The following is a 12,836-nucleotide window of genomic DNA, read 5'->3' as shown; positions in this document are numbered from 1 at the left end:
TATCTGCGTGCGGTGCTGGACCCGGATGGGGAGGAACGCGATGAGCAGGCCGATTACGGGCGGCGGTTTTTGAGGGTCCGCCCCGGCAAGGGCGGCGGGCTGGAGGGGGAGTTCTACCTGCCCCGCGAGGCGGCCGCCCGGCTGCGTGCCCTGTTGGACGCCTATGCCAAACCCAGGGCCGAGGGCGATGACCGGTCGTTGCAGGTCCGCCAGGCCGACGCGCTGATCGCGCTGCTGGAGCAGAAGATCGCCGCCGAGCTTCTGGTCCTGGTCAACGCCGAGTCCCTCCCCGCCGATCCCGAGGACGCCACCCCCGCCGACAGCACCCACGCCGACAGCACCCACGCCGACGACACGAGCGACCCCGACACCAGCGACCCCGGCGACACCGGCAACACGGGAAGCGCCGCCGACCCCTGCGACATCGAGGACCCCGGCGACGCCGAGGACACCGGTGCCAGCGAGGACAGCGGTGCCAGCGCCCCTCACGACCCCCGCGACACGGGAAGCGCCGCCGACTCCTGCGACACCGAGGACCCCGGCGACGCCGAGGACAACGACGCCAGCGGTGATTGCGCCCCCCGCGACACCGGCGACACCGGCGACAGCGGCGATACCGAGGTCACCGGCGCCAGCGCCCCCGAAGACACCAGTGCCAGCGACCCCCGCGACACCGGTGACTGCACCCCCGAAGACAACGGTGACTGCGACCCCCGCGACACCGGAACCGCCGACAACCCTGGCGATGCCAGTGCAGAGGCCGGGGCCGGTGCGGCTGTGGACGCCGCTGCCGAGAGTGCCGACCTTGCTGCCGCCAGCCCCTGCGGTAAGGAGGCCGGCGGCTCCGGGGCCGGTCAGCAGCGGGCCGGTGGGCGCGGGCCGCGCGACACCGCGAGTGCCGCCTCTGCCGAGTGCGGCGACGCCGCACCCATAAAGGGCGAGGACTGCGCCCGTGCCGAGGGGCAGAACCGGGCCCCCGCGACGGGGAACGACCGCGCCCTCGCGACAGGGGACGATGGCGCCCTTGCGACGGGGGACGACGGCGCCCTCGCCGAGGCGGAGGACAGCGTCGCCGGTGAGGCGGAAGCCACCGGCCCTGGGTGTCTTGACCAGACGGCCGATGCCGAGTTTCCCGGCGGCGGTGGCGCGCGTCCGCAGGCAGCGCCTCCGCAGGCAGCGCCTCCGCATGCAGTGCAGCCGGATCCTCCTCCCGAGGACGCCGCTGTGCGTCACACCCACGCCGGGCACCGGCCTGCGGGGGACTGCCGGCATGCGCAGGACACGCCTGAGGACCACGACGACGTGCGCTGTGGACAGTCGCCGCCACGGACGCCACCAGGGACGCCACCGGGAGTGTCACCGGGGACGGCACAGGGAGCAGCGTCACCAGGATCGGCACCGGGGGCGTCACCAGGATCGGCACCGGGGACGGCACGGGAGGCGCTCCTCGGGTCGGCGGGGACGCTGCAGGGGGCGCTGCAGGGGGCGGTGCTGGGTGCGGCGCCGGGGTTGTTGCTGGCGACCGGGCAGATGCTGCCGGTCTCCAGCGTGCACCGCCTGGCCCGCACCAGCGCCCTGGTGCGCCTGGTGATGGACGCCGACGGGCAGGTGCTCGACATGGGCCGCAAGGTCCGCCTGGCCACCCCCGCCCAGCGGCGGGCGATCTTCGCCCGCTACGCCACCTGCTGGATCGACGGCTGCCCACTGCCCGCCACGATGTGCCAGATCGACCACGCCGACGACTGGAGCAGCGGCGGCCTGACCGACCTGAAACTGCTCGGCCCGGCCTGCCAGTTCCACAACCGCGACCGCTACCGCCACCCCGGCCGCTACACCCGCCGCAAGGAAGGCACCGACCGCTGGGCCTTCACCTACCACCGCCCCACCCGCATCAGGCCGCTGCGGATCTAGAGCCGTGGATCATCACCGGCTGTCACCGCGCTGCCGCCCAGGGCTCGGCCCTGACGCGGGCGCCCTCGGGGTCGTAGAGCGGCTCGCGGGTGACGGTGGCGCCCACCCAGCCGCCGTTGACGCCTACCTCGACGCGTCCGCCGGGCTCCAGGTCCGGCGACACGTCCAGCGGCAGGTACGCGTACGCGATCGACCGGCCGACCCGGTGGCCGAAGCCGCCGCTGGTCACGCGGGAGACCGGACGGCCGTCCAGCCGGACGGGCTCGCCGCCCAGGCAGACGTCGCGCTCGTCGTCGAGCACCAGGCAGCGCAGCGCCGTACGGGGACGCGGCAGGGCGGCCCGGCGCTCCGGCCGTACGGCGAAGCCGAGCCCGGCCTCCAGCGGGGTGGTCTCGGGTGTGACGTCGAGGCCCCAAACGCGGTAGCCCTTCTCCAGCCGCAGCGAGTCGAGCGCCCGGTAGCCCGCCGGCCGCATGCCGTACGGCAGGCCCGCCTCCATGAGGGAGTCCCACAACGTCAGCCCGTACTCGGACGGGCAGTAGAGCTCCCAGCCGAACTCGCCGACGAACGTGACCCGCTGGGCGAGCACCGGGACGTGCCCCACGCTGATCTCGGCGGCCCGCAGGTATCCGAAGGTCAGGTCGTCGTCCGTCAGCGACGCCAGGATCTCGTACGCGCGAGGCCCCCACAGGCAGTAGCACGCGTAGGCGGAGGTGACGTCGGCGACCGCCAGCCCGTGACGGCGCAGCAGCGCGGCGTCGTGAACCCCGAACGCGGTGCCGGTGACGAGGCGGAAGCGGTCCTCCGCCAGCCGGGTCACGGTCACGTCCGCCTCGATGCCGCCGCGTTCGTTGAGCAGTTGCGTGTAGACCACCGGGTAGACCCCTGCACCGGCCTCTGCACCGGCCTCTGCACCGGCGGGCCGGTCCAGAGCGTTGCCCGCGAGCCGCTCCAGGTCGGCGACAGATCCGGATATTTCCAGCTTGGCGAAGGATGTCTGATCGAACAGCCCGGCGGCGTCCCGCGTCGCCAGGCACTCCTCGCGGATCGCCGGAGACCAGACCCTGCCCGCCCAGCCCCTCGGCCGTCCAGTCCGTACCGTCTCGGCGTCCGAGACGGAACCGCGATACCAGTTGACCCGCTCCCAGCCGGCCTTCTCGCCGAAGGTCGCGCCCAGCGCCTCGTGCCGCACCCAAGCGGGCGAGCGGCGCAGCGGCCGGGCGGCGGTCCGCTCCTCACCGGGATAGACGATGTCGTAGTACTTGCTGTAGGAGTCCAGCGCCCTGGCGCGGGCCCAGCGGGCGGACCGGGCATGCGAGCCGAAACGGCGCACATCCATGCCGAAGACGTCGTACTCGGGAGCGCCCTCGACGATCCACTCGGCCATGACCTTGCCCACGCCGCCGGCCGCGGCAAGTCCGTGCACGCAGAAGCCGGCCGCCACCCACAGCCCGGCGACCCCGGTCTCCCCCAGCAGGAACTCCCCGTCCGGCGTGAACGCCTCCGGTCCGTGCACGACCTTGCGGAAGGCCGCCGGGTCGTCGCCGTCCCCGACCGGCTTCAGTGACGGCACCCGCCGGACCGCCGAGTCCCACGACTCGCGGAACTTCGGCATGTCGGGCGTGAACAGGGTCCGGGGCTCGGCCAAAGGCCGGCCGGTGTCCCAGACCTGCGGGCTCCTGATGTAGCCGCCGACGAGGATGCCGCCGTCCTCCTCACGGAAGTACACGATGTTGTCCGGGTCCCGGACGGTCGGCGTGTCCGCCGGGACACCGGACGCCGGGGTCACCACGTACTGGTGCTTGATCGGCACGATCGGGATGTCGGCCCCGGCCATCCGGCCGACCACCCCGGCCGCCGCCCCCGCCGCGTTGACGACGGTCTCCGTGCGCACGACGTGCTCACCGTCCCCACCGCGCAGCCGTACGGCGGTCACGCGGCCGTCGCGGACGTCGATGCCGGTGACCTCCACGCCGGTGAAGATCCGTACGCCGAGCGTGCGGGCGCCCTCGGCCAGGGCGTGACCGAGCCGGGCCGGGTCGAGCCAGCCGTCCCCGGGCAGCCACAGCGACCCGAGGACGTCGCCCACCTCCAGCAGCGGCAGCCGGTCGAGCGTGCCCTGTGGGTCGAGCAACTCCATGTCGAGGCCGTACGTCTCGGCGGCCCCGGCCTGGCGCAGCAGTTCCTCCATGCGCTCGGGGGTGGTGGCCAGGCGCAGGCCACCCACGCCGTGCCAGCCCGGATCGAGCCCGGTCAGCTCGCGCAACTCGGGGTAGAGACCGGCCGAGTACATGATCATCCGAGTCTGCGTCACAGTGGACCTGAGCTGGCCGACGAAGCCGGCGGAGTGCCAGGTCGTGCCCTCGGTGAGGTCGTGCCGCTCGACCAGGATCACGTCGGTCCAGCCGAGCCGGGCGAGGTGATAGGCGACACTGCATCCGGCCACTCCGCCGCCGATGACGACGGCGTGGGCGTCCGCGGGAAGTTGCGACATCGGTACCGTCCTGTAACACCCGGCCCAGACAATCGGATCAATGGTCTGAAGGTAGACCAAAAGGAGCCGGGCATGCCAGATCCCGTCGCAGACGCAATGGATCTCGTCACGGCCTGGGCCGGGCGGCCGCTGACCTTCACGACGATCAAGGGCGGGCTCAGCCACCACATATCGAGGGTCGACAGCGAGGACGGCGACCGCTGGCTCCTGCGCGTGCTCGACCCGCGCATCGCCGAGACCGGCCTCGGCATCCCGCTCGACCAGGAGATCGCCAACACGGTCGCCGCGGCGTCGTCCAGGGTCGGCCCCCGCGTCGTCCACGTGCTGCCGGGCGCCCTTCTCCTGGAGTACGTCGAGGGGGTCACCCTCGACGCCCCGGCCGTGACCGCGCGGATCGAAGAGGTGGCGGGCGCCTGCCGTCGCCTGCACGCCGGCCCCCGCTTCGGCAACGATTTCTCGATCTTCGACAAGCTCCGCGAGCTCATGGCGCGGTGCCGCACCCACGGCCTGGCCCTTCCCGCCGGGTATGAGGACGTGCTGCCGGTCGTGGCCGGCATGGAGGCGGCGCTGGCCCGGCGACCGCTTCCCACGGTCCCCTGCCACAACGACCTGCTGGCCGAGAACCTGATCGCCGCCGACGACGGCGTCCGCATCGTCGACTACCAGCTCTCCGGCAACAACGACCCCTGTTTCGAGCTGGGGGACGTCGCCGCCGAGTCCGACTTCGACCCCGACCAGGTCGTACGGCTCACGCGCGCCTATTTCGGCGACGACGAGCACGTCCCCCGGGTGCGGCTGAACCTGATCATGTCCAACCTCACCTGGACGCTCTGGTTCGTCGTCCACCAGGGGCTGGTCCGCAACCGTGCCCTGCCCGGATTCGACTACTCCGCCGAGGCCGCCGACAAGTTCGCCCAAGCCGTACGCGACCTCGGAGATCCCAGCTTCGGACGCCTGCTCGACGGCGTCCGGAAACTCCGCACCAGTTAGAGGAGGCCTCAGTGGCGCAAGCCCTCGACGACGACGCCAAACGCCTAGCGGAACTCGGCTACAAGCAGGAACTGGCCCGCACCTGGAGCGGGTTCTCCAACTTCGCGATCTCCTTCTCCATCATCTCGATCCTGGCCGGGTGTTTCACCACCTTCAGTCAGGCGTGGAACAACGGCGGGCCCCTTGCGATCTCCATCGGCTGGCCGCTGATCTCGGCGTTCATTCTGATCATCGGGTTCTGCATGGCGGAGCTGGTCTCCGCGTACCCCACGGCGGGCGGCATCTACTGGTGGGCCGCGAAGCTGGGCGGGCCGGTCCACGGCTGGTTCACCGGATGGCTGAACCTGATCGGCCTGATCGCGGTGACCGCGTCGGTCGACTACGGCTGCGCCACCTTCCTGAACATCGTGATCGGCCGGTTCAGCGACTCCTGGGCCAACGGCGACGCGCTGCGCCAGATCTTCCTGCTGTTCGCGATCGTCCTGGTGCTGCACGCGTTGATCAACATCTTCAGCCACCGCCTGATCTCGCTGCTGCAGAACGTCTCGGTGTGGTGGCACGTGTTCGGCGCGGCGGCCGTCGTGCTGATCCTGATCTTCGGCCCGTCGAAGCACCAGAGCGTGGGCTTCCTGTTCGAGACGTTCAACAACTCCGGCTTCGGCGACGGCGACTCGGGCCCGGCGTTCTGGCTGTACGTGCTGCCGCTGGGCTTCCTGCTCACGCAGTACACGATCACCGGCTTCGACGCCTGCGCCCACGTGTCGGAGGAGACCCACGGCGCCGCCCGCACCGCGGCCAAGGGACTGTGGCAGTCGATCTTCTACTCCGCGATCGGCGGCTGGATCCTGCTGCTGTCGTTCCTGTTCGCGGCCACGAACGTGGACGCCGTCAACGCCGAGGGCGGCTTCGTCGGAGCCATCTTCACCTCGTCGCTGTCGTCCACCCTCGCCACCGTCGTCTTCGGGATCTCGACGATCGGGCAGTTCTTCTGCGGCATGAGCTGCGTGACCTCGATGTCGCGGATGACGTACGCGTTCTCCCGGGACGGCGCGGTGCCGGGCTGGCGGCTGTGGTCGAAGGTCGACCGCAACCGCACGCCGGTCAACGCGATCATCGGTGGTTGCGGGGTCGCGCTGCTGATCACGCTGCCCGCGCTCTACGCGCCCGAGGGCACGGCGACTCCCGTCGCGTTCCTCGCCGTGGTGTCCATCGCGGTGATCGGGCTCTACCTCGCGTTCCTCATCCCGATCTGGCTACGCCTGCGCGCCGGCGACTCCTTCCAGCCCGGGCCGTGGACCCTCGGCCGCAAGTACAAGGCGCTGAGCTGGATCGCCGTGATCGAGATCGCGATCATCTCGATCTACTTCATCCTGCCCATCGCCCCGGCGGGTGTCCCGGGCAACAAGGACTTCACCTGGACGTCGGTGAACTACGCCCCCATCGCCGTCGGCGCCGTACTCATCGGCATCGCCCTGTGGTGGCACCTGTCCGCCAAGCACTGGTTCACCGGGCCCCGCCGTACGGTCGACGACATCGGCGAGCCCGAGCGCGTGGCCTGAGACTCGTAGAGCCCGGAGAAGACTCAGGAGGCCTCGAACGCCTCCGCGACGACTCGGCGGGTCTCCTCCATGGAGGCCCGTCCGAGCTCGTGGGCGATCGAGGTCATCTCCACGTCGGGCATGCCGCAGGGCACCGCGAGGTCCCACGGCGTGAGGTCGCCGTCCACGTTGAGCGCGAAGCCGTGGCTGGTGACCGACCGGCTCGACCGCATGCCGATCGAGACGATCTTCCGCCCGGTGTCCGTGGTCCACACGCCGGTGAGCAGCTCCGACCCCGGCGGGGTGTCGCGCCGCTCGGCCGGGACGCCGAGCTTGCCCAGCGCCTCGACCAACCGCAGCTCGACCTCGCGGATGTAGTCGACCACGCCCTCGCCGTCCCGCAGCTTCACGATGAGGTAGCCGACGAGCTGCCCGGGCCCGTGATAGGTGAGCTGGCCGCCGCGGCCGGTCGGCACCACGGGGATGCCGGCCGACGGGTCGGGCAGGTGGGTCTCCAGCGTCCGCTTGCCGATCGTGAAAACCGGCGGGTGACTGAGCAGCCACAACGTGTCGGGCCGCGCGTCACCCTGCCGTTCCTCGACCAGCGCGGCCATGCGCTCCATGGCCTTCTCGTAGTCGACCAGGTCGTCCTGGACCAGCGTCAGGGGCCGTTGCCGCATAATCGCTCACCTCTCCTGATGTGAGCATAAACGGGCCCGCGCGGCCTCGTGCCGCCTACCTGCGCCCGTACGAGTAGTCGTAGCCGGGCGACGCGGGGGCCGGGGCCTTGGGGAACAGCACCCACATGATGATGTAGGCCACGAACTGCGGGCCCGGCAGCAGGCAGGACAGCAGGAACAGCACCCGCACGACCGTCGGCGACATGCCGTACCGGTCCGCGATCCCTCCACAGACGCCAGCGATGATCTTGTGCTGCCTCGATCGGTACATCGATCGGCTCCTTTCGTCATCCGGTACAACGGACGGCCTCGGAAGCCACGTTCCGCGAGGAACCCTGAGAAAACCCCGATCCGCCGACCCTGACGTGACAGGGGTCTATCCGCGCTGCCAGGGCGCGCTCGGTACGACCAGCGGGCCGCCCGTGACCGGGTCCGGCACGACGACCGACGTGAGCCCGAAGACCTCGCGGACCAGATCGGCGGTGATGATGTCGCGCGGTGCGCCCTGGGCGACGATTCGTCCCGCCTTCATGGCGATGAGGTGGTCGGCGTAGCGGGCGGCCTGGTTGAGGTCGTGCAGGACGACGACGACGGTCCGGCCACGCTCGCGGTTGAGCTGCCGGACCAGGTCCAGCACCTCGACCTGGTGCGCGATGTCGAGGTATGTCGTCGGCTCGTCCAGCAGCAGGAGGCCGGTGTCCTGGGCGAGGGCCATCGCGATCCAGGCCCGCTGTCGCTGGCCGCCGGACAGCTCGTCGACCGGCCGCTCCGCGAGATCGCCGGTCCCGGTGCGGTCCATCGCCTCGCCGACGGCCTTCTCGTCCGCCTCCGTCCACTGCTGCCACCACTTGTGGTGTGGCTGCCGCCCGCGCGTGACGAGCTCGGAGACCGTGATCCCCTCCGGCGGCACCGGGGTCTGCGGCAGCAGCCCGATCTCCTGGGCGACCCGCTTGGTGGGGATGCGGGACAACTCGGCGCCGTCCAGCAGAACCGCGCCGCGCCGCGGCTTGAGCAGCCGGCCCAAGGCGCGCAGGAGAGTGGACTTGCCGCACGCGTTGGGCCCGATGATGACGGTGACCTGCCCGTCCGGGATCTCCAGGTCGAGGCCGTCGACGACCGTGCGGTCCTCGTACGTCAGCACGAGCCCTTCGGCCCTCAGGCGGTTGCCGGTCATGCGGCGCCTCCGAAACGGCTGCGAGTGCGGACGATCAGCCACATCAGGTACGGAGCGCCCACCGCCGCGGTGAGCACGCCGACCGGCAGCTCGATCGGGGAGAACAACTTGCGGGCCAGCAGATCCGCGACGGCCATGATCAGGGCACCGGTCAACGCGGAGCCGGCCAGCGGGATCTGTGCGGTGCGGGTGAGGCGGCGGGCGATCTGCGGGGCGAGCAGCGCGACGAAGTCGACGGGACCTGCCGCGCTCGTCGCCACCGACGCCAGGACGACGCCGAGGGCGGTCAGGCACAGGCGGACCCGGCCGAGCCGTACGCCGAGAGCGGTCGCCGTGTCGTCGTCGAACGACACGGTGCGCTGGGCCCGGGCCGCCCAGAACAGCGCCGGCGTCAGCACGAGCAGAATCGAGGCGAGTGGTAGGGCGTGGTCGTAGCCGCGGCCGTTGAGCGAACCGGTGAGCCAGACCTTGGCCTGCTGGGCCACCAGGTAGTCGCCCTTGGTGAGGAGCAGCTGCGTCAGGGAGCCGAGGGCGACCGAGATGCCGATGCCGATGAGCACGAAGCGGGCGGCGTGCAGTCCCCTGCGCCAGGCGAAGACGTAGACCAGCGAAGCGGCGGCGAGGCCGCCGAGGATCGAGACGTACGGCAGGGTGGTATGCGCGGTGAGGCCGAAGGTCATCGCGGCGACGGTGGCCGCGCCCGCGCCGTGTGTCACGCCGATCACATCCGGGCTGGCGAGCGGGTTGCGGGCCACGGTCTGGATGAGAGCTCCGGCGATGCCGAAGGCGGCGCCGGCCAGCAGGCCGACCACGAGGCGGGGCATCCGCAGGGTGCCGACCACGAACTCGTCGGGGCTCGGCTGCCCCCCTCCGACGGCAGAGGAGAGCACGCGGACGACCTCCACGGGGCTGACGAAGGACTCACCGACGCACAGATAGACCACGGCGGTCACCGCGAGCACCGCACCGAGCACGGCGGCGACGAGGGTCGCCCTGCGGTGCAGCAGGAAGCTGCCCCGCCCCGCGCGCAGGACGGAAAAGCCGGTGGGGCGTGTGGGGCTTTTGGGCACCGTCACGACGCCACCACCGCCCTCCTGCGCACCAGTGCGATCAGGAACGGTACGCCGAGCAGTGCGGTCATGACGGCCACCGGCACCTCCGAGGGCGGGAAGACGATGCGGCCGAGGACGTCCGCGACCAGGATCATCACGGGACCGAGCAGGGCGGCCGCGGGCAGGACCCAGCGGTGGTCCGTGCCGACGAGCACGCGCGCGATGTGGGGGACGGCCAGGCCGGTGAAGGCGATCGGGCCGGCGGCGGCGACCGCGACGCCGGTCAGGACGGTGGCGCCGAGACCTCCGAGGATCCGCAGCAGGGGCACGTTGTGACCGAGCCCTTTGGCCACGTCCTCACCGAGCGCGAGCGCGTCGAGCCCGCGGGCCATCGCGGCGACCAGCAGCAGCCCCGCGAGCAGGAACGGCCAGGTCTGACCGGCGATCTCACCGCTCCGTCCGCTGATCGAGCCGACATGCCAGAACCGGAACTCGTCCAGGGTGCGGGCGTCGGTCGTCGTTATGCCGGAGACGACGGAGGCGAGCAGGGCGTTCATCGCGGTGCCGGCCAGGGCGAGCTTGACCGGGGTGGCGCCGCCACGCCCGCCGCTGGCGATGATGTAGACCGCGACCGCCGCGATTCCCCCGCCCGCGAAGGCGAACCACACGTAACCGGTCAGTGAGTGCACTCCGAGGAACGCGATCGCGCAGACCACGCCCACCGAGGCGCCCTGGCTGACGCCCAGGATGCCGGGCTCGGCGATGGGGTTGCGGGTGACGCCCTGCATGACCGTCCCGGCCACGGCGAGGGCGACGCCGGCCATCACGCCGATGAGGGTGCGGGGCACCCGCAACGACCGTACGACCTGGGCGTCGTCGCTGCCGCCGCCGTGCACCCCACCGTGTATCAGGGCGTCCACCACCACGCTCGGCGCGATCTGGCGGCTGCCCACCGCGAGGCTGAGCAGTACGGCGAGGACCAGCAGCCCGGCGAGGACCAGCAGGAGCGCGCCCCCGGCCGTCGGGCCGATGCGGCGTCGGGTGGCACGGGACATTCGTTCGCTTTCTCGGAGCCGGGGAGGGACCGCGTGCGCCTATCCGGCGAGGTACCTGTCCAGATCCGCGACGACCTCCATGGCGGCGGTGACGCCGAGGCCGAGATACCAGGTCTCGTCCGGGACCTCGTAGGCGTGCCCGGCCTTGACCGCCTTGAGGTTCTTCCAGAGCGGGTTGCCCTGGACCGCGGCCTTGTCGGTGGCCTTCGGATCGCCGTAGACACCGGTGAAGACGACGTCCGCGTCCGCCTGGTCGATGTTCTCCGCGCTCACCTCGGTGGCGAGGTCGGGGATGTTCTGGTTGGCCGGGCGCGGGACGCCGGCGTCCTGGAGGATGGTGCCGATGAAGGAGGCGTTGGCGTAGAGGCGGATCACGCCGTCGGGCAGGAAACGAACCATCGAGACGACAGGCTTGTCGTCACCGAGCTTCGCGCCGAGGGCCTTCACCTTGCGCTCGTACTCCGCGAGTTTCGCCCTGGCCTCCTCGGTCTTGTCCAGGGCGGCCGCGTTGAGGAGGTAGTTCTCCTTCCAGGTGAAGCCGGGACGGATGGAGAACACGGTCGGGGCGATCTTCGAGAGCGCGTCGTACTGGTCGGCGGCGCGCAACTGGCTGCCGAGGATCAGGTCCGGGCGCAGCCCGGCGATCGCCTCCAGGTTGAGGTTGTTGATGGTGCCCACGTGCTTCGGGGTGCCGGCGTCCTGCTTCAGGTAGGACGGCAGTTCGGGAGACCCCTCGCTGGGCGCGAAGCCGACCGGCTTGATGCCCAGTGACACGACGTTGTCGAGCTCTCCGACATCCAGGACGACGACCCGCTGGGGAGGGGCCTTGATCTCGGTCGTGCCCATGGCGTGCGTGAGGGTGCGCGGCCATTCGCCCGGCTTGGCGTCGGTGCCCATCGCGGCGGTCTTCTCCGCGGCCGTGGAGAAATCCTCGCCGCCCTTGGCGACGGCCTTCTTGGCGGCCTCGGCGGCGGGCTTTCCGGCGCCGGAGCCGGTACCAGCGCCGGTACCAGCGCCGGTGCCGGAGGAGGTGCCGCAGGCAGCCAGGGAGAGTGCGACGGCGACGATACCGAGACCGATACCGCGGTGCCGGAGGAACATAGGGGGCTCCCTGCAGTAAAAAATTAGGCAAGCCTTACCTTACAGGAATCTTCCCTGATTCCATCAAGCCCGAAAAGTGTGGTTATGGTCACGGCAGATGTCCGGTGTGCCGGGCCGCCGATTCGGCGGCATCCCACTGGTGATCTTCCTCGGGAAGAGGGCATATAGGGAGGCAAAAGACCGTCCTTGGAGTCTCATATGGATATAGCGACCCTGCAGGCACAGACCCACCTGTACCTGCGCCAGAAGATCACCATGATGGTGAACAGGTACGTCGTCCATGTGGCTCTCCCCGACGGTTCCGAGGGCGAGGCCGTGGCCTTCGCCGAGCAGAAGCGGATGGCCCTCAAGGAGCAGGTGACGCTCTACACCGACGAGTCCCGGCAGGCGACGCTGGCCGGGTTCAAGGCGCGCAAGGTCCTGGACCTCGCCGGTGAGTACGACGTGGTCGACGACGCGGGGAACCCCCTCGGGATGTTCCGCAAGGACTTCGGCCTGTCGCTGCTCCGCTCGACGTGGCACCTCCAGCAGCCGGGACTGCCCACGCTGACCGGCCGGGAGCGGAACCTGGCGGTCGCCCTGTTACGCCGGTTCTCCGACTCGCTGGAGTGGCTGCCCTACCACTTCGACTTCAGCATCGGCGCCTCTATCGCGTTCTCCGTGGACCGCAGGTGGGGCCTGCGCGACCGGTACGCCATCGAGATCCGCGACCCGCGCCTCGACCGCCGCCTGGTCATCGCCATGGCCGTGGCGCTCGACGCCCTGCAGGCCCGGTAGATCTCAGGGGATTACGGCGACAGGTGAGCCTGTTATAGTCAGCGACAAGCCGTATGGTTCTGGC

11 protein-coding genes are annotated in these 12,836 nt (G+C 70.8%); 4 read left to right on the top strand and 7 right to left on the bottom strand.

The window, feature by feature from the left end:
- The coding region (locus tag ABZ857_RS40545) for a DUF222 domain-containing protein (protein ID WP_357055031.1) at window positions 1-1,911 on the top strand (1,911 nt) is incomplete at its 5' end.
- 22 nt (window positions 1,912-1,933) lie between these two features.
- Here the strand turns inward: ABZ857_RS40545 and ABZ857_RS40540 are convergent.
- The gene (locus ABZ857_RS40540) at window positions 1,934-4,405 is read right to left on the bottom strand and encodes an FAD-dependent oxidoreductase (protein WP_357055028.1); all 2,472 of its coding nucleotides are present in this window, start codon (window positions 4,403-4,405) and stop codon (window positions 1,934-1,936) included.
- 72 nt (window positions 4,406-4,477) lie between these two features.
- Here ABZ857_RS40540 and ABZ857_RS40535 point away from each other — a divergent pair, with 72 nt between their 5' ends.
- Both ABZ857_RS40535 and ABZ857_RS40530 read left to right on the top strand, forming a co-directional pair.
- Window positions 4,478-5,395, top strand: a complete 918-nt coding sequence (locus ABZ857_RS40535; RefSeq protein WP_357055025.1) for a phosphotransferase — start codon at window positions 4,478-4,480, stop codon at window positions 5,393-5,395.
- Between the two features lie 11 nt (window positions 5,396-5,406).
- Window positions 5,407-6,954 carry an amino acid permease gene (locus ABZ857_RS40530; protein WP_357055022.1) on the top strand — a complete coding sequence of 516 codons (1,548 nt, stop codon included), beginning with the start codon at window positions 5,407-5,409 and terminating at the stop codon, window positions 6,952-6,954.
- A gap of 23 nt (window positions 6,955-6,977) precedes the next feature.
- On the opposite strand, the gene lipB is transcribed toward ABZ857_RS40530, so the two are convergent.
- The 6 genes from lipB to ABZ857_RS40500 all read right to left on the bottom strand — a co-directional run bounded on the left by lipB (window position 6,978) and on the right by ABZ857_RS40500 (window position 11,995).
- Window positions 6,978-7,613 (bottom strand): lipoyl(octanoyl) transferase LipB, encoded by a 636-nt coding sequence (gene lipB / locus ABZ857_RS40525; RefSeq protein WP_357055019.1) that lies wholly within the window; start codon window positions 7,611-7,613, stop codon window positions 6,978-6,980.
- Window positions 7,614-7,668: 55 nt separating this feature from the next.
- Window positions 7,669-7,884, bottom strand: a complete 216-nt coding sequence (locus ABZ857_RS40520; protein ID WP_357055016.1) for a PspC domain-containing protein — start codon at window positions 7,882-7,884, stop codon at window positions 7,669-7,671.
- 105 nt (window positions 7,885-7,989) lie between these two features.
- Window positions 7,990-8,787: an ABC transporter ATP-binding protein gene (locus ABZ857_RS40515; RefSeq protein ID WP_357055013.1), complete on the bottom strand. Its 798-nt coding sequence runs from the start codon at window positions 8,785-8,787 to the stop codon at window positions 7,990-7,992.
- Window positions 8,784-9,863: an iron chelate uptake ABC transporter family permease subunit gene (locus ABZ857_RS40510; RefSeq protein WP_357055010.1), complete on the bottom strand. Its 1,080-nt coding sequence runs from the start codon at window positions 9,861-9,863 to the stop codon at window positions 8,784-8,786. The genes ABZ857_RS40515 and ABZ857_RS40510 overlap by 4 nt, the downstream gene beginning before the upstream one ends.
- Window positions 9,860-10,894: an iron ABC transporter permease gene (locus ABZ857_RS40505; protein WP_357055008.1), complete on the bottom strand. Its 1,035-nt coding sequence runs from the start codon at window positions 10,892-10,894 to the stop codon at window positions 9,860-9,862. Before ABZ857_RS40505 ends, ABZ857_RS40510 begins: the two co-directional genes overlap by 4 nt.
- 39 nt (window positions 10,895-10,933) lie before the next feature.
- Window positions 10,934-11,995 carry an iron-siderophore ABC transporter substrate-binding protein gene (locus tag ABZ857_RS40500; protein ID WP_357055005.1) on the bottom strand — a complete coding sequence of 354 codons (1,062 nt, stop codon included), beginning with the start codon at window positions 11,993-11,995 and terminating at the stop codon, window positions 10,934-10,936.
- A gap of 198 nt (window positions 11,996-12,193) precedes the next feature.
- Between ABZ857_RS40500 and ABZ857_RS40495 the strand changes: the two genes are divergently transcribed.
- Window positions 12,194-12,772: a hypothetical protein gene (locus ABZ857_RS40495; protein WP_357055002.1), complete on the top strand. Its 579-nt coding sequence runs from the start codon at window positions 12,194-12,196 to the stop codon at window positions 12,770-12,772.
- The last annotated feature ends 64 nt before the right edge of the window (window positions 12,773-12,836 follow it).

It is taken from the genome of Microbispora sp. NPDC046933 (assembly GCF_040644635.1).
GTDB lineage: Bacteria > Actinomycetota > Actinomycetes > Streptosporangiales > Streptosporangiaceae > Microbispora.
The sequence above is the reverse complement of the archived record's forward strand: the minus strand, read 5'-3'. Positions and strand labels throughout refer to the sequence as shown.

Excerpts from the sequence above, each read along its gene's own strand:
- ABZ857_RS40495 (WP_357055002.1), top strand. The coding sequence starts at position 12,194 with ATGGATATAGCGACCCTGCAGGCACAGACCCACCTGTACCTGCGCCAG.
- ABZ857_RS40505 (WP_357055008.1), bottom strand. The coding sequence starts at position 10,894 with ATGTCCCGTGCCACCCGACGCCGCATCGGCCCGACGGCCGGGGGCGCG.
- ABZ857_RS40520 (WP_357055016.1), bottom strand. The coding sequence starts at position 7,884 with ATGTACCGATCGAGGCAGCACAAGATCATCGCTGGCGTCTGTGGAGGG.
- ABZ857_RS40500 (WP_357055005.1), bottom strand. The coding sequence starts at position 11,995 with ATGTTCCTCCGGCACCGCGGTATCGGTCTCGGTATCGTCGCCGTCGCA.
- ABZ857_RS40535 (WP_357055025.1), top strand. The coding sequence starts at position 4,478 with ATGCCAGATCCCGTCGCAGACGCAATGGATCTCGTCACGGCCTGGGCC.
- lipB (WP_357055019.1), bottom strand. The coding sequence starts at position 7,613 with ATGCGGCAACGGCCCCTGACGCTGGTCCAGGACGACCTGGTCGACTAC.
- ABZ857_RS40540 (WP_357055028.1), bottom strand. The coding sequence starts at position 4,405 with ATGTCGCAACTTCCCGCGGACGCCCACGCCGTCGTCATCGGCGGCGGA.
- ABZ857_RS40515 (WP_357055013.1), bottom strand. The coding sequence starts at position 8,787 with ATGACCGGCAACCGCCTGAGGGCCGAAGGGCTCGTGCTGACGTACGAG.